Origin of the sequence: Duganella rivi, assembly GCF_009857435.1 — a bacterium.
Taxonomy (GTDB): domain Bacteria; phylum Pseudomonadota; class Gammaproteobacteria; order Burkholderiales; family Burkholderiaceae_D; genus Rugamonas; species Rugamonas rivi.
In genome coordinates this window covers 833,037-853,251 of the sequence record NZ_WWCK01000001.1, presented here as the reverse complement: position 1 = coordinate 853,251, position 20,215 = coordinate 833,037, and the positions used below count along the sequence as shown (strand labels likewise).

12 protein-coding genes are annotated in these 20,215 nt (G+C 63.4%); 8 read left to right on the top strand and 4 right to left on the bottom strand.

The genetic code is table 11. The features are described from left to right. Window positions 1-25: 25 nt before the first annotated feature. The 6 genes from GTP45_RS03910 (at window position 26) to GTP45_RS03885 (ending at window position 10,857) form a co-directional block, all read left to right on the top strand. Window positions 26-460, top strand: coding sequence for a MarR family winged helix-turn-helix transcriptional regulator (locus GTP45_RS03910; protein WP_161012545.1), 435 nt, complete (start codon window positions 26-28; stop codon window positions 458-460). Window positions 461-626: 166 nt separating this feature from the next. Next, window positions 627-3,815 (top strand): efflux RND transporter permease subunit, encoded by a 3,189-nt coding sequence (locus tag GTP45_RS03905; protein WP_161012544.1) that lies wholly within the window; start codon window positions 627-629, stop codon window positions 3,813-3,815. Beyond that, a complete protein-coding gene (locus GTP45_RS03900; RefSeq protein WP_161012543.1) occupies window positions 3,805-4,929 on the top strand; it encodes an efflux RND transporter periplasmic adaptor subunit in 1,125 nt (374 codons plus the stop codon). Before GTP45_RS03905 ends, GTP45_RS03900 begins: the two co-directional genes overlap by 11 nt. Next, on the top strand, window positions 4,926-6,335 hold the full coding sequence (locus tag GTP45_RS03895; protein WP_217363291.1) for an efflux transporter outer membrane subunit: 1,410 nt from the start codon (window positions 4,926-4,928) through the stop codon (window positions 6,333-6,335). The genes GTP45_RS03900 and GTP45_RS03895 overlap by 4 nt, the downstream gene beginning before the upstream one ends. 88 nt (window positions 6,336-6,423) lie before the next feature. Beyond that, a complete protein-coding gene (locus GTP45_RS03890) occupies window positions 6,424-8,529 on the top strand; it encodes a M56 family metallopeptidase (RefSeq protein ID WP_161012542.1) in 2,106 nt (701 codons plus the stop codon). 27 nt (window positions 8,530-8,556) lie between these two features. Further along, the gene (locus tag GTP45_RS03885) at window positions 8,557-10,857 is read left to right on the top strand and encodes a UvrD-helicase domain-containing protein (RefSeq protein ID WP_161012541.1); all 2,301 of its coding nucleotides are present in this window, start codon (window positions 8,557-8,559) and stop codon (window positions 10,855-10,857) included. On the opposite strand, the gene GTP45_RS03880 is transcribed toward GTP45_RS03885, so the two are convergent. The 3 genes from GTP45_RS03880 to GTP45_RS03870 are packed head-to-tail and all read right to left on the bottom strand — an operon-like array spanning window position 10,854 to window position 12,997. Next, entirely contained in the window at window positions 10,854-11,630 is a 777-nt protein-coding gene (locus GTP45_RS03880; RefSeq protein WP_161012540.1) for a BPSS1780 family membrane protein, read from the bottom strand. The two genes, GTP45_RS03885 and GTP45_RS03880, sit on opposite strands and share 4 nt — an antisense overlap. After that, window positions 11,630-12,586 carry a homoserine kinase gene (locus GTP45_RS03875; protein ID WP_161012539.1) on the bottom strand — a complete coding sequence of 319 codons (957 nt, stop codon included), beginning with the start codon at window positions 12,584-12,586 and terminating at the stop codon, window positions 11,630-11,632. Before GTP45_RS03875 ends, GTP45_RS03880 begins: the two co-directional genes overlap by 1 nt. Before the next feature lie 30 nt (window positions 12,587-12,616). Beyond that, complete coding sequence (locus tag GTP45_RS03870; protein ID WP_161012538.1) at window positions 12,617-12,997, bottom strand: hypothetical protein; 381 nt, start codon at window positions 12,995-12,997, stop codon at window positions 12,617-12,619. 108 nt (window positions 12,998-13,105) lie between these two features. Here GTP45_RS03870 and polA point away from each other — a divergent pair, with 108 nt between their 5' ends. After that, window positions 13,106-15,871 (top strand): DNA polymerase I, encoded by a 2,766-nt coding sequence (polA, locus tag GTP45_RS03865; RefSeq protein WP_161012537.1) that lies wholly within the window; start codon window positions 13,106-13,108, stop codon window positions 15,869-15,871. A gap of 176 nt (window positions 15,872-16,047) precedes the next feature. After that, window positions 16,048-16,755 carry a ZIP family metal transporter gene (locus tag GTP45_RS03860; protein WP_371874411.1) on the top strand — a complete coding sequence of 236 codons (708 nt, stop codon included), beginning with the start codon at window positions 16,048-16,050 and terminating at the stop codon, window positions 16,753-16,755. 5 nt (window positions 16,756-16,760) lie between these two features. On the opposite strand, the gene GTP45_RS03855 is transcribed toward GTP45_RS03860, so the two are convergent. Further along, a complete protein-coding gene (locus GTP45_RS03855) occupies window positions 16,761-19,901 on the bottom strand; it encodes a S8 family peptidase (protein ID WP_229258319.1) in 3,141 nt (1,046 codons plus the stop codon). Window positions 19,902-20,215: the final 314 nt, after the last annotated feature.

Genomic DNA, 20,215 nt, shown 5'->3' with positions numbered 1-20,215 from the left:
AATTGTAGTCAGCAAGGAGCCGGCCATGGAGCCGATGTTTGAATGTAGCTGCGCCGCGGTGCGCTGCGCGGCGCGGGCAGTGACCCGCGCTTACGATGAGGCCTTGCGTCCCATGCAACTGCGCCTCACGCAATTTTCCATTTTGAACAAGGTTGACAAGGAAGGCCAGCTGGCGCTGAGCGACCTGGCCGAGCGCATGGTGATCGACCGTACCACCATGGCGCGCAACGTCAAGCCGCTGGAGCGCGATGGCTGGATCACCGTATCGGTGGGCGCCGACCGCCGCGAACGCCTGTTGACCATCACGCCAACCGGCAAGGAAGTGCTGGAGCGCGCCCGCCCGCTATGGCGCGCCGTGAGCCAGCGCTTTGAGCAAACCTATGGCGCCGACCGGGTGGACGCGCTGCGCTCTTCCATGGTGGAAGTGGTGCGCGTGGCGCGCGACATCACCCCCGCCTGATATACCCCTGTCCTATCCGTAAGGCAGGGAAGGATTGACTTTAGGTGTATGTGCACCTATTATTCGGCCAACTCATGAAACCAAGTTGACGGCGTTCAGGGGAACCTGTGCCCGTCAATTTTTTTACCCAAAACGTGTATATGCACGTTATTGCGAAAGGTATCCTATGTGGATCGTTATTACGGCGCTGCGGCGGCCGTACACTTTTCTGGTGCTGGCAGTGCTGATCGTGTTGGCGGGGATTTACTCCATCGCCAAGACCGCCACTGATATTTTCCCCAACATTAAGATTCCAATCACGGCCGTGATCTGGAAGTACAACGGCTTGCAGCCGGAGGAAATCGCCAACCGCATCGTGCTGTTCTCGGAGCGGGTGGCGCAGACCATCGTCAACGATATCGAGCACACCGAGTCGCAGTCGGTGACCGGCACCTCGGTGGTCAAGTATTATTTCCAGCCGAACGCCAAGGAGGAACTGGCGTTCTCGCAGATCACCGGCGCCTCGCAGACGCTGCTCGGCTTTTCGCCGCAGGGCACCACGCCGCCGCTGATCCTGGCCTACAACGCGTCCACCGTGCCGATCCTGCAACTGGCGCTGTCGAGCGACAGCCTGCCGGAATCGCAGATCTATGACCTCGGCAATAACATCCTGCGCACCGCGCTGGCCACCGTGCCGGGCGCGGCAATTCCATTCCCGTACGGCGGCAAGCAGCGCCAGGTGCAGGTGGATCTGGACCTGAACGCGCTGCGCGCGCGCGGCCTGTCGGGCAACGACGTGGTGGCGGCGATCAGTGCACAGAACCTGGTGATCCCGGCCGGCACGCAGAAGATCGGCGAGTCGGAATACTTCATCAAGCTCAATTCCAGCCCGCGCAATATCGAAGACCTCAACAACCTGCCGGTGAAGACCGTCAACGGCAGCGTGGTGTATGTGCGCGACGTCGCCCACGTGCGCGACGGCTATACGCCGCAGACCAATATGGTGCGGCTGGACGGCCGCCGCGCGGTGCTGATGAACGTGCTGAAAACCGGTAACGCCTCGACGCTGGACATCATCAATGCCGTCAACGAGAAGCTGCCGCAGATCCGCGCCCAGCTGCCGCCTGAGCTGAAGATCGAGGCGCTGAGCGACCAGTCGATCTTCGTGCGCGCCGCCATCAAGGGCGTGGTGCACGAGGCCATCATTGCCGGCGCGCTGACCGGCGCGCTGATCCTGCTGTTCCTCGGCAGCTGGCGCAGCACCCTGATCATCACAGTGTCGATCCCGCTGTCGATCCTGGCCTCGATCGCGGCGCTGTCGGCGCTGGGCGAGACCATCAACATCATGACGCTGGGAGGGCTGGCGCTGGCGGTCGGCATCCTGGTCGACGACGCCACGGTGACGATCGAGAACATCAACTTCCACCTGGAGCAGGGCAAGCCGGTGGAGCAAGCCATCCTCGACGGCGCGCAGCAGATCGCGCTGCCGGCGCTGGTCTCGACGCTGGCGATCTGCATCGTGTTCGTGCCGATGTTCATGCTGGCCGGCGTGTCGAAATTCTTGTTCGCGCCGATGGCGGAAGCCGTGGTGTTTGCGATGCTGGCCTCGTACCTGCTGTCGCGTACCCTGGTGCCGACCCTGTGCAAATTCCTGCTCAAGCCGCATGCTCCGGGCGCTGCCCACGATGGCCAAGGCGTGCTGGCGCGCTTCCAGGCCAGTTTCGAGCGCGGCTTCGAACGCACGCGTGAACGCTACAAGGCCTTGCTGGAATCGGCGCTGCGCGGCGGCCCGTGGTTCGCCGGCGTGTTCCTGGCGGCGATGGCGCTGAGCGCACTGATCGCCTTCCCGATCGGCCCGTTGCCGGGCCTGGGGCAGGACTTCTTCCCTAGCGTGAACGGCGACCAGATCAAGCTGCACATGCGCGCCCGCAGCGGCACCCGCATCGAGGAAACCGCAGCGCTGGCCGACCGCATCGAGAAGGAAATCCGCGCCACCATTCCGGCTGCCGACATCAAGAACGTGGTCGATAACCTCGGCCTGCCATACTCGGGCATCAACCTGGCCTACAGCAGCTCGGCGCCGGTTGGCCCGGCCGATGCCGACATCTTCATCAACCTGAACGACGGGCACACGCCGGTGGCGGAATTGACGCACCAGCTGCGCAAGAAGCTTAACGCCGACTTCCCCGACGTGACCTTCTCGTTCCTGCCAGCCGACATCGTCGGCCAGATCCTGAACTTCGGCCTGCCGTCGCCGCTCGATATCCAGATCAGCGGCTTCAACGTGAAGGCCAACCGCGAGTTCGCCAACAAGCTGCTGCAAAAGCTGCGCACCGTGCCCGGCGCCGCTGACCTGCGCATCCAGCAGGAGAATGATTACCCGCAAATCGACGTGGACGTCGACCGCAGCAAGGCCGCGCTGCTGGGCATGACCGAGCAGAACGTTGCCAGCAACCTGCTGGTGTCGCTGTCGGGCAGCTTCCAGACTTCGCCTTCGTTCTGGAACGACCCGAAGAACGGCACCCAGTACAACGTGGTGACGCAGACCCCGCAGCACCAGCTGCAATCGCTGAATGACCTCGGCAACACGCCATTGACCGTGACCAACGGCGGCCAGCAGCAACTGCTGTCGAACGTTGCCAGCGTCAAGCGCAATGCCTCGCCGACGGTGGTCAGCCATTACAACGCGGTGCCGACCATCGACATCTATGGCACTACCGAGGGCCTGGATCTGGGCTATGTCTCCAAGCAAATCAGCCAGATCGTCGAAGAGTCCAGGAAGGACTTGCCGAAAGGCTCGAAGATCGAAGTGCGCGGCCAGGTGCAGACCATGCACGCCTCGTTCAACGGCCTGCTGTTCGGCCTGGCCTGCGCGATCCTGCTGGTGTACCTGCTGATCGTGGTGAATTTCCAGTCGCTGGTCGACCCGCTGATCATCATCTCGGCGCTGCCGGCGGCATTGGCCGGCATCGTCTGGATGCTGTTCCTGACCCGCACGCCGGTGAGCGTGCCGGCATTAACGGGCGCCATCATGTGCATGGGCGTGGCGACCGCCAATAGCGTGCTGGTAGTGAGCTTCGCACGCGAACGCCTGAATGCCGGCGACAGCGCCTGGCAGGCCGCGCTGCAAGCAGGCTATGGCCGTCTGCGCCCGGTGATGATGACCGCGCTGGCCATGATCATCGGCATGCTGCCGATGGCGCTGGGCCTGGGCGACGGCGGTGAGCAGAACGCTCCGCTGGGCCGCGCCGTGATCGGCGGCTTGATCTTCGCGACCATCGCCACCTTGTTCTTTGTTCCTGTCGTATTTTCCGTGGTCCGCGGCCGTTTCGCCGCGCCGGCCGCATCCAACCTGGAGGTATCCCATGTCTCGTAAAGCTTTGATTATTTTGCCGGTGGCCGCACTGGTGCTGGCGGCGTGGGGCATCAGCACCCGCCTGCAGGCGCGCGATGCGCTGGCGCAGGATGCCGCCAGTGGCGCCGTCATCAACGTCGTTGTCGCCAAGCCGGTGCACAGCACCGGCGGCGACGAGCTGGTGTTGCCGGGCAGCGTGCAGGCGCAGACCGAGGCCACCATCTACGCGCGTACCAGCGGTTACTTGAAGGCCTGGCACCCCGATATCGGCGCCAGCGTCAAGAAGGGCGAGCTGCTGGCGGAAATCGATACGCCGGAAATCGATCAGCAACTGCGCCAGGCCAGCGCCGACCTGGCCACCGCGCAGGCCAACTATGCACTGGCGAACACCACCAGTGAGCGCTGGAAAGGGCTGCTGGCGACACAGTCGGTCTCGGCGCAAGACGCGGACCAGAAGCTCGGCGACGCGCAGGCCAAGAAGGCGGCGGTCGACGCAGCAGCGGCCAACGTCGCCCGCCTGCGCGATCTGGAATCGTTCAAGCGCGTGGTGGCGCCGTTCGACGGCGTAATTACCGCGCGCCGCACCGACACCGGGGCGCTGATCAACGGCGGCCAGAGCGCCGGCAGCGAATTATTCCGCCTGGCCGACACGCGCAAGCTGCGCATCTACGTCCAGCTGCCGGGCAAGTACGCGGCGTTGGCCAAGCCCGGCTTGCCGGCCGAGCTGCGCTTCGATGAGCGTCCCGGCAAGAAGTACGAGGCCCAGGCAGTGCGCACCTCGCGCGCGCTGGATCCGGTGTCGCGCACCTTGCAGGTGGAACTGGCGCTTGATAATGCCGACGGCGAGCTGTTCCCCGGCGCATACGTCGAGGTACATTTCAAGTTCCCGGATGCGGCGGAGACGGTGCGCCTGCCGGCCAACACGGTGCTGTTCCGCTCCGCCGGCCTGCAGGTGGCCACGGTTGGCGCCGACAATCGCGTCAAGCTCAAGAGCATCAAGCAGGGCCGCGATTTCGGCGCCACCATCGAGGTGCTGGACGGCTTGACCGCAAATGACGTGGTGATCCTCAATCCACCCGATTCGCTGGTCGACGGCGCGACGGTGAAAACCACGCCGCAAAAGGTGAAGCCATGATGCGGCCATTGATATTGGCGCTGCTCGCGGCCGGGCTGGCCGGCTGCTCGCTGGCGCCGGCTTATCACGTCCCGGAATCGGCGGCCCCGGCTGCCGCTTTCCAGGAAGCGGCGGGCTGGAAACAGGCGCAGCCCGCCGACGCGCTGGCGCGTGGCCAGTGGTGGAAGGTGTACGGCGACGCCGGCCTGGACGCGCTGCAAGACAAGATCAGCGTGGGCAATCAGGGCTTGCAGGCCGCGCTGGCGCGGCTGCAACAGGCGCGGGCGCAAACCCAGTTCGCCGGCGCCAACCGCTACCCAACGGTGGAGGCAAAAGCCGGCGCCACGCGCGCGCGTACCTCGGTGAATGCGCCGGGCTTCAAGCCGGGCGCGGAGCCGGTGGGGAACAACTACAGCCTCGGGCTGGACTTGTCGTACGAGCTGGACGTGTTTGGGCGCGTGCGTAATCAAGTGTCGGCGGCGGAGGCGGGCGAGCAGGCCAGCACCGCGGACGTGGCGACGCTGGAATTGTCACTGCGCGCCGAGCTGGCGTCGGACTATTTCAGCTTGCGCAGCGATGATGCGCAACAACTGCTGCTGGAGCGCGTGGTCGAAGAATATGCCAAAGCGCTGCAACTGACCGAGAACCTGTTCAAGGGCGGTGCGGCGGCATCCATCGACGTCGCGCAGGCGCAGGCACAGCTGGAGACGGCGCGCACCAAGGCGGCTGACCTGCGGCTGCACCGCGCGCAGACCGAGCATGCCATTGCCGTGCTGCTGGGCGAAAATCCGAGCAGCTTCAAGCTGGCGCCGCGGGCGCTGGCAGAGAGCGTAGCGCCACCGGCCATCGATCCCGGCCTGCCGTCGGCGCTGCTGGAGCGCCGTCCCGACGTGGCGGCGGCCGAGCGCCGGGTGGCAGCAGCCAACGCCAGCATCGGCGTGGCCAAGGCGGCTTACTTCCCGGTGTTCAGCTTGGCAGCCGCATTCGGCTACGACAGCACGCAGACCGGTAGCTGGTTGCAGGCGCCGAGCCGCGCGTGGTCGGTGGGCCCGCTGGCGGCGCTGACCCTGTTCGACGGTGGCCGCCGCAACGCGCAGAACCAGCAGGCGCAGGCGGCTTACGACGAACAGGTGGCGAATTACCGTAACACGGTGCTGGCGGCGTATCGCGACGTCGAGGACAGCCTGGTGGCGCTGCGCGAGCTGGAGCAGCAGGGCGCCAGCCAGGCAGCGGCGGCTGCGGCGGCCGGCCGTGCGCTGGAGCAGTCGAATTATCGCTACAAGGGTGGAGTGGCGACCTATCTGGAGGTGGCGGTCAGCCAGAACGCGGCCTTGCAGGCGCAGTTGGCGGCATCCGCCATCCAGCTGCGGCGCATGCAGGCCAGCGTACAATTAGTCAAAGCGCTGGGAGGCGGCTGGCAGGTTTGATGCTGCACCCGGCTTGGATGTAGAAAAAAAATTCTAGACATCGCGATCTAGATAATTTATTCTACATCCATCATTTGGGAGTGCGGCAATGAATCAAGAACTGACTTCGCTGTTACCAGCGCTGGTGCCTGCCACCGGCTGGGCGCTGCTGCACTTTGTCTGGCAGGGGCTGCTGATCGGCTGGGCGCTGACGCTGGCCATGTATTTGCTGCGCAAGGCGCGGCCGCAGACGCGTTATGCCGTGGCTTGCGGCGCGCTGCTGCTGTGCGCGGTGTTGCCGCTGTCGAGTATTTTGATGCAACTGGCTGATGCGCGTGCCGTTGCCGCCGCCGGCGCGGCCAAGGCGGCCACTGTGGCCGTCTCGGCCGACAGCAGCTCCGTCGTATTCTCCGTTCTGGCACCTGCTGCGCATGGCATCATCGATAACGGCACGCTGGACGCCGCGCAGAATGTGTTGCGCCGCCAACTGCCATGGATCGTCGGCTTGTGGCTGGCCGGTGCCGCGCTGATGGCACTGCGCTTGGCAATCGGCCTGAAATGGGTTGCGGATCGCACGCGCCCGGACGAATTCACCAACAATCCTTACTGGCAGCGCCGCTTGTCCGAGCTGGCGCGCCGCTTCGGCATTGAGCAGCACGTGCGTCTTGGCGTGGCCGACCAGCTCGATAGCCCGATTACTGCCGGCTGCTTCAAGCCCATCGTGTTGGTGCCGGCCGCGCTGATCACCGGCATGCCGGTCGATCTGCTGGAAGCGCTGCTGGCGCATGAACTGGCGCACATCAAGCGTCACGACTACCTCGTGAACCTCATACAAAGCGCGATTGAAATCGTGCTGTTCTATCACCCTAGTGTTTGGGCCATATCGCGCAGGATACGGATTGAGCGAGAACAAATCGCCGACGACCTTGCCGTGGATATGCTCGGCCAGCCGCACAAGCTGGCGCAAGCCCTGTCGCAACTGGATCGCTTTCAGTTCGACACTACACAACTAGCCCATGCGGCTCACGGAGGAAATCTCATGTCTCGTATCAAACGCCTGCTGCGTCCCGATGTTGAACCGGTTAGCTGGAAGATGGCCGTACCGTTGGCCGGCCTGCTGGCGGCCGGCGCCGTATTCTATGTTCACGCCGCACCGCAGCCGCCGGAACCACCGGCCCCGCCAGAACCGCCTGCACTGGTTGAACCGGCCGCACCGCCTGCGCCGCCGGCCGTGGCCAACTTGCCTGAACCTGCCGCGCCACCGGCTCCGCCAGCACCGCCGGCGCGTGTCGCGCAGCTTGATCCGGCTGCACCTGCCTTGCCTGCCGTTCCGGCCGTGCCAGCCATCCCGGCCACGCCGGCACTGCCTGCGGCTCCTGCTACGCCAGCCATTCCTGCGACACCGGCCTTGCCAGCTTTGCCTGCTGGCCAAGTCAAGCTCAAGATTGACCGCTTTGCCTACAGCCCGGAACCGGTGAGCGGCAACTATGCCATCGTCCGCAGCAACCGGGAGGCCATCACGGTTTCCGCGTCAACAATGGATATCCGCAAAGTTGCAGCCCTGCGCGACAAGGTGAAGGGCGACTTCCTCTGGTTCCGCGAGGGCGACAAGACTTACCTGATCCAGGATCCCGCCGCGATGGCCAAGATCGACAGTGCCTGGGCGCCGGTCAACAGCATTGGCGAACAAATGGAGGCACAGGGCAAGAAGATGGAAGCCCAGGGCAAAATCATGAACGCCATCGGCGAAGAGATGAACAGCGCTGCCGGCCAGTTCAGCAAGCAGGCCGAGCGTGAAGCAGCGGTGCATCAGCGCCAGATGGAACAATTGGCGCGTGAGCAGGAAAAAGTCGCTCGCCGCATGGACAGGGCAGCGCGTGAAATCAGCGCTGACAACACGCCTGAAAAGTCCCGCGAATTCGCCCAGAAAATGGCGGCCCTGCAAGCGGAAATGGCGCCACTGCAAAAGCAGATGAGCGAGTATCAGCGCGAGCTGAGCGCGAAGATGTCCAAGCTGCACGAGCAGGACGGCCCTATGAAAGCGCTGAACCAGAAAATGGCCGAAGCCAGCCGTCCAATGGGCGAGATGAACGTGCGCATGACCGAACTCAACGTCAAGCACTCTGAAGCCGTGCGCGAAGCTGAACGCGTGCTGCGCACTCTGATGCAGGAGAGTTTGCAAAACGGTAAGGCCGTCCCGGCACCATCGGCCTGATGACACGCATCCCGGTATAATCACGGGATGCAAAATCTTCTCCATAACCTCAACGACGAGCAGCTTGCCGCTGTTACCTTGCCCGCCCAGAGCGCCCTGATTCTGGCGGGCGCCGGCTCCGGTAAAACCCGCGTTCTGACCACCCGTATCGCCTGGCTGATTCAAACCGGCCAGGTGTCGCCTTCCGGCATTCTGGCCGTGACCTTTACCAACAAGGCCGCCAAGGAAATGCTGACCCGCCTGTCCGCCATGCTGCCGATTAATACGCGCGGCATGTGGATCGGCACTTTCCACGGTCTTTGCAACCGCTTGCTGCGCACTCATCACCGCGATGCCGCGCTGCCGCAGACCTTCCAGATTCTGGATTCGCAAGACCAGCTGTCGGCCATCAAGCGCTTGCTGAAAGCCAATAACGTCGATGACGAGAAGTTTCCGCCGAAGGAGGTGATGTACTTCATCAACGGCGCCAAGGATCAAGGCCTGCGCGCCGATAAGATCGATCCGTACAACGCCGATGAGCGCAAGAAGGTCGAGCTGTATCAGCTTTACGATGACCAGTGCCAGCGCGAAGGCGTGGTCGATTTCGCCGAGCTGCTGCTGCGCACCTACGAACTGCTGGTGCGCAACCAGCCGCTGCGCGAGCATTACCAGCAGCGCTTCCAGCACATTCTGGTCGACGAGTTCCAGGATACCAATGATCTGCAATACAAGTGGCTGAAGCTGATGTCCGGCCACGGCAGCCAGAACGGCGGCGCGCTGTTTGCGGTGGGCGACGATGACCAGTCGATTTACGCCTTCCGTGGCGCCAACGTCGGCAATATGAGCGCTTTCGAGCGCGAGTACAACGTCAAGAATCTGATCAAGCTGGAGCAGAACTACCGCTCGCACGGCCACATTCTGGACGCGGCCAACGTGCTGATCGCCAATAACAGCAAGCGTCTCGGCAAGAACCTGCGTACCGACGCTGGCCACGGCGAGCAAGTGCGCGTGTACGAGGCCAATTCGGATCTGTCCGAAGCATCGTGGATTATTGAAGAGACCAAGAACCTGATTCACGACGGCGCATCGCGCAGCGAAATCGCCGTGCTGTACCGTTCGAATGCGCAGTCGCGCGTGATTGAACATGCGCTGTTCTCGGCCGGCATTCCGTACCATGTGTACGGCGGCCTGCGCTACTTCCAGCGCGCCGAGGTCAAGCACGCCATCGCCTACCTGCAACTGATGGACAATCCGCACAACGATTCGGCCTTCCTGCGCGTGGTGAATTTCCCGGCGCGCGGTATCGGCGTGCGTTCGATCGAGACGCTGCAAGCGGCGGCCGACCAGTACGGCATTTCGCTGTATGCGGCGGTGCCGTACGTGACCGGCAAGGCCGGCACTTCGCTGGCCGGCTTCGTCAAGCTGATCGAAGGCACGCGTTTTGAAACGCAGCAAATGGCCCTGCCGGAGCTGGTGCGCGTGGTGCTGGAGCAGTCCACACTGCTGAGCCACTACGCCACTGAAAAAGAAGGCGCAGACCGCATCGAAAACTTGGAGCAGATGGTCAGCGCGGCCACCCAGTTCGTGTCCGAAGAAGGCTACGGGCAGGGCGCGCCTGCGCACCTCGGCCCGCAGTCGCAGGCTGCGTCCGGCATGGCAGTGGTCAATGAAGACGGCTTTGAGATTCTCGACGCCGATGCGCCGCTGGCAACCGTAATGTCGCCGCTGTCGGCCTTCCTGTCGCACGCTTCGCTGGAGGCCGGCGACAATCAAGCCACCATCGGCCAGGAAGCAGTGCAGATGATGACGGTGCACTCGGCCAAGGGCCTGGAGTTCAACAACGTCTTCATCACCGGCCTGGAAGAGGGCTTGTTCCCGCACGAGAGCAGCTCGCGCGAGCATGACGGCGTGGAAGAAGAACGCCGCCTGATGTACGTGGCGATTACGCGCGCGCGCCAGCGTCTGTACCTGAGCTTTGCGCAGACCCGCATGTTGCATGGCCAAACCCGCTACAACATGAAGTCGCGTTTCTTTGATGAGCTGCCGGAAGATGCGCTGAAATGGCTGACGCCGAAGGTCCAGCCTAGCTGGTTCGGTGCGAAGAAATCGGCGTGGGATGAAGCGCCGCTGGTGGGCTCGGACAAGGCGCTGGCGCAGAAGATTGCCAGCAAGGCGGCGGAAGCCAGTTCGGGCTGGCGCCTAGGTCAATCAGTGGCCCACGCCAAGTTTGGCGAGGGCGTGATTGTGAATATCGAGGGCAGCGGCAACAACGCCCGCGCTCAGATCAACTTTGGCGCTGCCGGCATGAAAGTGCTGGATCTGAGCATCGCCAAGCTGGAACGGCTTTAAAGCTTGTTAAGATCGACCGTCGCAGGCGCTGCCGTCTGCGGCGGGCCGAAGATCTGGCGGTAGGCAGCATACAAGCTGCAATGCATCACCACGATCAGCATCAGGATGATACTGAAGATGGCCGCAAACGCCAGCTGCGGTGAACCGAACAGCAGTAGTGGAATCACGCCCATCAGCTGGCACAGCGCGTACAGCGACACCATCATCACGGCAAACGCCTTGATCTCGCGCACCACCGTCACCACGCTGAAGAACAGCGCCTTACCCAGCGCCATTTTCTGCCAGTAGATCAGCGGCGCAGCCAGGCAAGTCAGCATCCAGCCGCCCATATAGATCAGCGACGCCGTGAACGCCGCGCCCTGCAAGCCGCTGACCATTTTTGGATCGAGCTTGCCCGGATTCTCGTTGATCTGCGCGATAGCGTCCGCGCCCAGCAGTTGCAGCGCGAGGAAGGCCACGCCCACCACCGCCACATACACCACGCCCAGCAGCAGCAATTGCTTGCTCATCGGCGACTTGAAACCGGCCACCAGCAGATTCGGCATGGCGCGCTTGCCGTTGTCGATGTCGGCGCAGCCTTGCAACAGGGCGATGCTGAACATCGGCGCCAGCAAGGCCGGCAGCAACACGCCGACCACCGGCAAGATGGTCGACAGCAGCGACACGAACATGCAGCTGAACAGGATGGCCATCAAGGCGCCGGGCTGTTTGCGGAATACCGCGAAGCCTTGCTTGACCCAGTGCCAGCCTACGCGTGCGGGTAATTTTTCCATCAGAACAGCTCCGGCGCCGGCGTGGCGATGCGTTCACGCAGGATGCGTTCGAAGTGAGTCGGATCGTGCGGCGTCAGCATTTCAGCCTCGCGCGGACGGTAGAAATCGTACAGGCGCGACAGCCAGAAGCGCAGCGCACCGGCGCGCAGCATGGTCTGCCATGCGTGCGTTTCGGCTTCCGTGAACGGGCGCACGGCGTGGTAGGCGTCCAGCATGGCGCGCACGCGGGCTTCGTCCAGCACGCCGGTATCGAGGTTGATGCACCAGTCGTTGACGGTGACGGCCACGTCGAACAGCCAGGTATCGCAGCCGGCAAAGTAGAAGTCGAAGAAGCCGGTCAGGCGCTCGCCGTCGAACATCACGTTGTTGCGGAACAGGTCGGCGTGCACCGGGCCCACTTGCAGCTGCTTGTAATGATCGCAAGCGGCAAAGGTTTCCTGGTAGTGCACTTCGGACTTCAGCAGTTGCGCCTTGTCTTCCGGGATATAAGGCAGTACCAGCGGCGTGGTTTCATGCCACCAGTCGAGGCCGCGCAGATTCGGTTGTTGCAGCTTGTAGTCGAGACCGGCGAGGTGCATCTTGGCCAGCATGGCGCCTACTTCGGCGCAATGCACCGGCTGCGGCGACATCTGCGAGCTGCCTTCCAGCTTGGTGACGATGGAGGCCGGCTTGCCGTGCAGCGCCGTAATCAGCTCGCCCTTGTCGTTGGCGATCGGCGCCGGCACCAGCACGCCGCGGTCGGCCAGATGGCGCATTAAATTGAGGTAAAACGGCAGCTGTTCAAACGACAGGTTCTCAAAGATGGTGAGCACGTACTCGCCGCGCTCGGTCGTCAGGAAGAAGTTGCTGTTCTCGATGCCGGAACTGATGCCTTTGAGCTCAAGCGCTTGGCCGAGCGGAAATTGGGTGATCCACTGGGTGACATCTTCCAGCGATACCGGGGTAAAGACTGCCATGTGAAAGTGTAATGAGTTCGGTGAATCTGGTTATTTGGTGGTGGGCGGCGGTGGCGGCGCGTTTTCCTGCACTGCCTCTTCGTCCGTTTTCTTTTTCTTCTTGCCGATGTCGAACTCTAGCACCGTCCACATCGGGCCGCGGTTGGTACCGTTGGTGGTATCGCCGGGCGGGTGGTTGGGACGCAGGGTGTAAGTGCTTGGGCCGCTTTTGACGGTCGCTTCGGTGACATTACCGCTGTTGTCGCGTTTTTCGGCAATCTTGCCTTCCGCGTTAGGCTTGGCGGTGACCGTAATCGGGTCTTCGACGAATTCTTCGATCTTTTCCAGCTTGGGCGGCGCCTGGCTCGGCGTCGACTGGGCAAACGCCGTTTGGGCAACCAAGGCCAGGAGGATGAGAGAGATGCGCTTCATGATGGCTCGCCTTTAGCAGAGAGAAAGCTTGGTATTTTTTTGTGTATGATCCATTGTAACACCTGCGATAATGTTGCATTCACGCGTCATCCTCATCATATAGTTCCTATGCAAAATACCCTGTTGTTAGTAGACGGCTCCAGCTATCTTTACCGCGCTTTCCACGCGCTGCCAGACCTGCGCAGCCCGGACGGCCACCCGACCGGCGCCATGCACGGCATGGTCAATATGCTGCGCCGCCTGCGCGCGGATTTCCCGGCTGCCTACATCGCCTGCGTATTCGACGCCAAGGGCAAGACCTTCCGTGATGATATGTACCCGGAATACAAGGCCACCCGCGCGTCCATGCCGGATGACTTGCGCTTGCAGATCGAGCCGATCCACGAGGCGGTCAAGGCCATGGGCTGGCCGATTTTGATGGTGGAGGGCGTGGAGGCCGATGACGTGATCGGCACTTTGTCGGTGGAGGCGGCCAAGGCCGGCATGAACGTGGTGGTGTCCACCGGCGACAAGGACTTGGCGCAGCTGGTCAACGACAAGGTCATGCTGATCAATACCATGACCAATGAGAAGATGGACGAGGCGGGCGTGCTGGCCAAATTCGGCGTGCCGCCTAACCGCATCATCGATTACCTGACCCTGATCGGCGATACCGTCGATAATGTGCCGGGCGTCTCCAAGTGCGGCCCGAAAACCGCGCTCAAGTGGCTGACCCAGTACGATTCGCTGGACGGCGTGATCGCCAATGCCGCCAACATTACCGGCGCCGTCGGCCAGAACCTGCGCGATGCGCTGGAATGGCTGCCGAAGGGCCGTGAGCTGATTACCGTGAAACTGGATTGCGATTTGTCGGGCCACATGGTGTCGATCAGCGAATCGCTGGTCGCCCGCGAGGAAGACAAGCCGGCGCTGTTGGACTTCTTCAGCAAATACGGCTTCAAAACGCTGCTGCGCGAACTGGGCGCGGCGGCGGCTACTGGCGGCCCGGCTGCCACCGTCAAGGTGTCGCTGGATGCACCGGTGGGCGGCGCGGCGTCGGTCAACGGCGACCTGTTTGCGGAACCGGTGGTCGCCACCTACGAAACCGTCTACACGGAAGAGCAGCTGGACAAGTGGATCGCGCTGATCAACGCCGCCGAGCTGACCGCCGTCGACACCGAGACCACTTCGCTGGAGCCGATGACGGCGCAGCTGGTCGGCATTTCGCTGTCGGTGAAAGCGGGCGAGGCTTGCTACATTCCGGTGGCGCACGCTTACCAGGGCGTGCCACAGCAGCTGGAGCGCGAGCATGTGCTGGCCAAGCTGAAGCCATGGCTGGAAGACGCCACCAAGCTGAAGGTCGGCCAGAACCTCAAGTACGACAGCCACATCTTCGCCAACCATGGCGTGTCGCTGCAAGGCATCCACCACGATACGCTGCTGGAATCGTACGTGTTTGAATCGCACCGCTCGCACGATATGGATTCGCTGGCGCTGCGCCACCTGAACCACACCACGATTCCGTTCGCGGACGTGTGCGGCAAGGGCGCCAGCATGATTACCTTCGACCAGGTTGCCATCGACCGCGCTACCGAGTACGCGGCGGAAGACGCCGACATCACGCTGCGCCTGCACCAGAGCATGATCGGCGAAGTGGAGAAGGACGAGAAGCTCAACTTCATCTACCGCAATATCGAGTTGCCCACCGCCGTGGTGCTGCAAAAGATCGAGCGCAACGGCGTGCAGATCGACGCCGCGCTGCTGGAAACGCAATCGGCGGAATTGGGCGCGCGCATCGCCGAACTGGAAGCCAAGGCGCATGAACTGGCCGAGCAGCCGTTCAACCTCGGCTCGCCAAAGCAGATCGGTGAAATCTTCTTCGAGAAACTGAAGCTGCCGGTGGTGAAGAAAACGCCTAGCGGCGCGCCGTCGACCGACGAGGAAGTGCTGCAAAAGCTGGCCGAAGATTACCCGCTGCCGAAAGTGCTGCTGGAATACCGCAGCCTGTCCAAGCTGAAATCGACCTACACCGACAAGCTGCCGAAGGGCATCAACAAGCAAACCGGCCGCGTGCACACCAACTACGCGCAAGCGGTGGCGGTGACGGGCCGCCTGGCGTCCAACGATCCTAACCTGCAAAACATTCCGATCCGCACCAAGGAAGGCCGCCGCATCCGCGAAGCCTTCGTGGCGCCGGCTGGTTCGCACATCGTGTCGGCCGACTACTCGCAAATCGAACTGCGCATCATGGCGCACATTTCGGAAGACGAGAACATGCTGCGCGCGTTTGCCGAAGGCGTGGACATTCACCGTGCTACCGCCGCTGAAATCTTTGGCGTTGCGCCGGAATCGGTGGAAAGCGAGCAGCGCCGCTATGCCAAGGTGATTAACTTCGGCCTGATCTACGGCATGAGCGCGTTTGGCCTGGCCGGCAATCTCGGCATCGAGCGCGGCGCGGCGCAGAGCTACATCGAGCGCTACTTCGCCCGCTTTGCCGGCGTGAAGCAGTACATGGACGACACCCGCCTGCAGGCCAAAGCGCGCGGCTACGTCGAGACCGTGTTCGGCCGCCGCCTGTGGCTGCCGGAGATCAATTCGCCGAACGGCCCGCGCCGCCAAGGTGCAGAACGCGCGGCAATTAACGCGCCGATGCAGGGCACGGCGGCGGATCTGATCAAACTGGCAATGGTTGCGGTGCAGGGCTGGCTGGAAACCGAAAAGCTCGGCACCAAGATGATCATGCAAGTGCACGACGAACTGGTGCTGGAAGTGCCGGATGCGGAGCTGGAATTGGTCAAGCAAAAGCTGCCGGAATTGATGGCCGGCGTGGCGCAGCTGAAGGTGCCGCTGATTGCCGAAGTGGGCGTGGGCGCGAACTGGGATCAGGCGCATTAATCCCGGAATTGGGCCGGTTAATGCAACACACTGTCATTTGAGGGTAAAATAGCGTCCCCGGCCCGCGCGGCAGCGCGCGCGGCTTCAGTACCAGAGGCTATACCATCGATCCCGTACTCATTTCTATCATTCTGGCCACCACACTGGCTGGCGTAGTGAGCATCACTGCGGCAGCCGTGTTCTCGTTTACGCTGCTGTCCAAGGTGGTCGAGCGCATGGTCAGCCTGTCGGTCGGCATTATGCTGTCGACCTCGCTGCTGCATGCCTTGCCGGAAGCGTTCGAGTCGCAGGCCAGCGCGCGCAGCCTGTTCGCCACGCTGCTGGGCGGCTTGCTGGCGTTCTTCCTGCTTGAAAAATTGGCTATCTTGCGTCATTCGCATCATCACGAGCATGACGGCCACCACCATCACCATGGCCACGACAAGCACGAAGCGGGCAAGGCGGGCTGGATGATCCTGGTCGGCGACGGCATGCACAACTTCACCGACGGTATCTTGATTGCGGCCGCCTTCATGGCCGATCCGCAGCTGGGCTTGATTACTGGCCTGGCGATTATCGCCCACGAGATTCCGCAGGAAATCGGCGACTTCATCGTGCTGCTGAATGCCGGTTTCTCGCGTACCCGCGCTTACGTCTACAACTTGCTGTGCAGCCTGCTGGCGATTGCCGGCGGCTTGCTCGGCTACTACACGCTGGATCGCGCCAGCAGCCTGATTCCCTACGTGCTGGTGTTTGCTTCGTCCGGCTTCATCTACATCGCCGTGAGTGACCTGATGCCGCAAATGCAGCGCCGGGCCACCCTGCGCGAATCGATTCCCCAGGTACTACTGATCGCCGCCGGCGTGGCGATCGTGCTGTTCCTCACCGGCGGCGGACGCCACTGAGCTGCTTACGGTTCAATCTCAATATTAGTGGGCTTGGCGTACGCCACGCCGCTGGACGGCGTCACGTCACGCGTATCGACGTTGATCTCGGTGACCGACTTGATGCCGCCCTGCGGGTTGTAGAACAGCACGCCGCCGAGGTAGTGCTTGCCTTTTTCCAGTCCGCTCCAGCTGACGTCCACCGTGGAGGTGCCGCCAATCTTGACCGAGGACGGCAGCGCCACTTTCACGTTGCCCTTGGTGTCGTTCGGGATTGCGGTGGCCCATGACAGCGTGTAGTTGGTGCTGGCGCCGTTCTTCAGCTTGTAGCCGACCACGCAGGCTTTTACGATGCCCATCGACAGGTTGTGCAGCGTGATGCTCTCGTTGGAGTCGGTGTGGGCGCTGGCGGCGATCAGGCGGTTCGACTGATCGAACAAGTACAAGTCGAGGTCGTCGTCGGCGCCGCCCGAGGTCTCCAGGTTGGTCAGCTCGAAGCGCGCCACGATGGTCTTGTTCGGGATGGCCAGCGAAGTCGTCTTGACGCCGGGGCCGCGCTGCACGCAGGCCTGCGCCACGGTTTGCAGCGTTTCCGTCGCGCTCCGGGCCGCCTGTGTCACGGTTTGCGCCAGACGGGTGTACTCGCGCATGCCGCCGCGCTCGGCGGCCAGCTGGCCTTCGAAGCCGGTCTGCACCTCGACCTGGCGGCTGCCGCTGGTGGTGGTGGCGGAGACCCGCTCCGGTGCTTCCACGCCGTCGTTGTAGCGCGCCTGCAGCGGGCTGCGCACGTTGTGCTCGCCGTCGCTCCACACCAGTTCCCCCATTTGCCACACGCCCGGCATGGCCGTGTCGCGCGACAGGCTGACCGTGTAGCTCTGGGTCTCGCCCGGCGCCAGTTGCAGCGACGGCGGCGAGATCGAGACATCGAAGCCGTCGAGGCGCACGTTCGGCGTGTAGATCGCCAGCTTGTCGCCCACGTTGGTGACGCGGCGGCTGACCGACTTGTTGCCCACCACGCCCGGCACGGTGATCGAGGCCAGGTTCAGCGCGTAGCCGTTGAGTGCGCCGTTGGCGCAGTCGGTCGGGTCGGTGGTGACGCCGCACAGGTATTTCTGGTAGTCGGTGCTGCCCATGTCGTACACCAGGCCGGGATCGGCGGCGCCGTTCGGCAGCACCAGGCCAGCGCCCTGGCCCCACGGCAGGGTGCCGTCCTGATCGCCGCTGAGGTCGGTCGGCAGCACGGTGCGGGTGCTGGTCATCAGCGCCGACTTGATGGCGGCCGGCGACCAGCCCGGGTGGCGTTGCTTGAGCAGCGCGGCCAGGCCGGCCACGTGCGGCGTCGCCATCGAGGTACCGGACATATAGGCCGACTGGCTGTAGGCCGGCGCGCTGCCGGCGATCACGGCGCTGCGCTGGGCGGCGCTCAGGCTCGGCGCGATGCCGGCCAGGATGTCGACGCCGGGCGCGGCCATGTCCGGCTTGAGCACGCCCGGGTCGAAGCGATTCGGGCCGCGCGACGAGAATGCGGCCAGGGTCGGGCCGTAGGTCGGCACCTGCTCGCTGGCCGACATGGCGGCGGTGGCGCCGCTGCTGGTGGCGTAGGCGCGGATGGCCTGGCCGTCGGCCTGGTCGACGTGGATGGTCGGCACGCTGTACATGTCGATCAGCGGGCCGTTGCCGTCGTCCAGCATGATCATGCCGATGCCGCCGGCCTCCTTGACGGCCTCGGCCTTGTCGGTGCGCGGGTTGTTGCCGCGCTGGCAGGCGACGATCTTGCCGCTGACCTTGGCCGGGTCGAGCTGCGGCACGCCGCCGGCGGTGGCTTTGCTAAGGCACTGCTCGGCGAAGCTGGCGCTGCCGCCCGCCGCCAGCGCCGCGCCGCCGTAGATCAGCGCCGTGGCCGGCAGCGCCTTGGTGCTGATCGAGATGCCGCTATAGTACTGGCCGTTGCCAAGCGCGATGCGGGCGCGCTGGGTGCGGTCGTGAGCGGCGGCAGCCACCGTGGTCAGCCACGGGGCGACGTGGTTGACCTGGTTAGCCGGGCCGTCGTTGCCGCCGGCGGCGGCCACGAACACGCCCGCCTCCACCGCGTGACGGAACGCTTGCTCGACCGGCTCCAGCGGGCTCTCGCCGCCGCTGATCGAAAAGTTCAGAACATCGACGCCGTCGGCCACGGCCGCCTCGATGGCGGCCACGCTGTCGCTCTCGAAGCAGCTGTTCTTGATGTCGCTGTCGGTCGGCCGGTAACTCCAGCAGACTTTGTAGACGGCCAGTCGCGCACGCGGCGCGATGCCGGTGCGCACGCCGAGCTTGTCGCCGTTGCCGCCCACCGCCGGCACCTTGGCGTTGCCGGCCGCCGTGCTGGAGGTGTGGGTGCCGTGGCCGCCGTCGCCGGCCGGCCCGCTCAGGGAATCGCGCGGCGAGCGGAACTCGCTCCAGTGGATCGGCGCCCCGTAGGCGCGGAAGCCCTTGTCGAAATAGCGCGCGCCAATCAGCTTGTTGTTGCAGTCGTCGGTGGTAAAGCCCTCGCCGGTTTGGCAGGCGCCCTTCCAGCGCGCCGGCGGCGCGCCGTAGGCCAGCGTGCCGCTGCTGTCGAAGGTCGGCTGGCCGTCGCCGTCGACGCGGTCGGCGTAGGACAGGTTTTCCGGCCAGACGCCGGTGTCGATCACGCCGACGATGATGTCCTCGCCGGCCTTGTCCTTGCCGCCCAGTTGCTCCCACAGGCCGCCCGGTTGATCGAGGCCGAGGAAGGTTGGGGTGTAGTTGGTGACCACCTCGTGGCGCTCGTCCGGGGTGATGCTGGCAACCCGGCCGCTGCCCTTGAGCATGGCGACCTCGGCTTCGCTGAGGCGGGCGGCAAAACCGTTGAACACCAGCTGGTACTGGTGGCCGACGGCGTCGGGGCGCAGCAGTGCCTTGGCCTGGGCCTGGCGGCTGTCGAGGTAGGCGCGGTACAGGCGCGCGGCGGCGCTGTTCGGGTCAAGGCGCTGGCCGGCCGCCGCCTTGGTGGCGCGCATGCCGTTGAGTCCGCCGGTGTAGGTGGCCAGCGGCTGCTCGGTCAGTTGCACGATGTAGGACTTGCGGCCGTCGTCGGCGTGGGCGAGGGTGGTGCAGGCCAGTGTTACCGCTAACATCAGCGGCTTGAGACTCAGGTGATTCGATGCCATTGAAGCGCTCCCGTGAACGTGGTGGATATAGGTTTTTGGAAAATACTATAGGCTTAAACTATAGCAACCTCGTCAACTAAGTGATCATAAATTTAATTAAAGTTATTTCGGAGTCACATTAATACAACGGATGAACAATATATTTTAGTCAATAAAAATGGCGTGATAATTGGCGAGTTTCATAGGGAAAGTGGGCAGCGCTACAGGGCCAAAAAAGGCGATTTTTTGACCGTTTGTAAAAATTAAAAAATCCCGCACTGTATAGACGAGTCAAATCGTGCTGTGCATACTTGGCTACTTGTTAACTCAAGGGA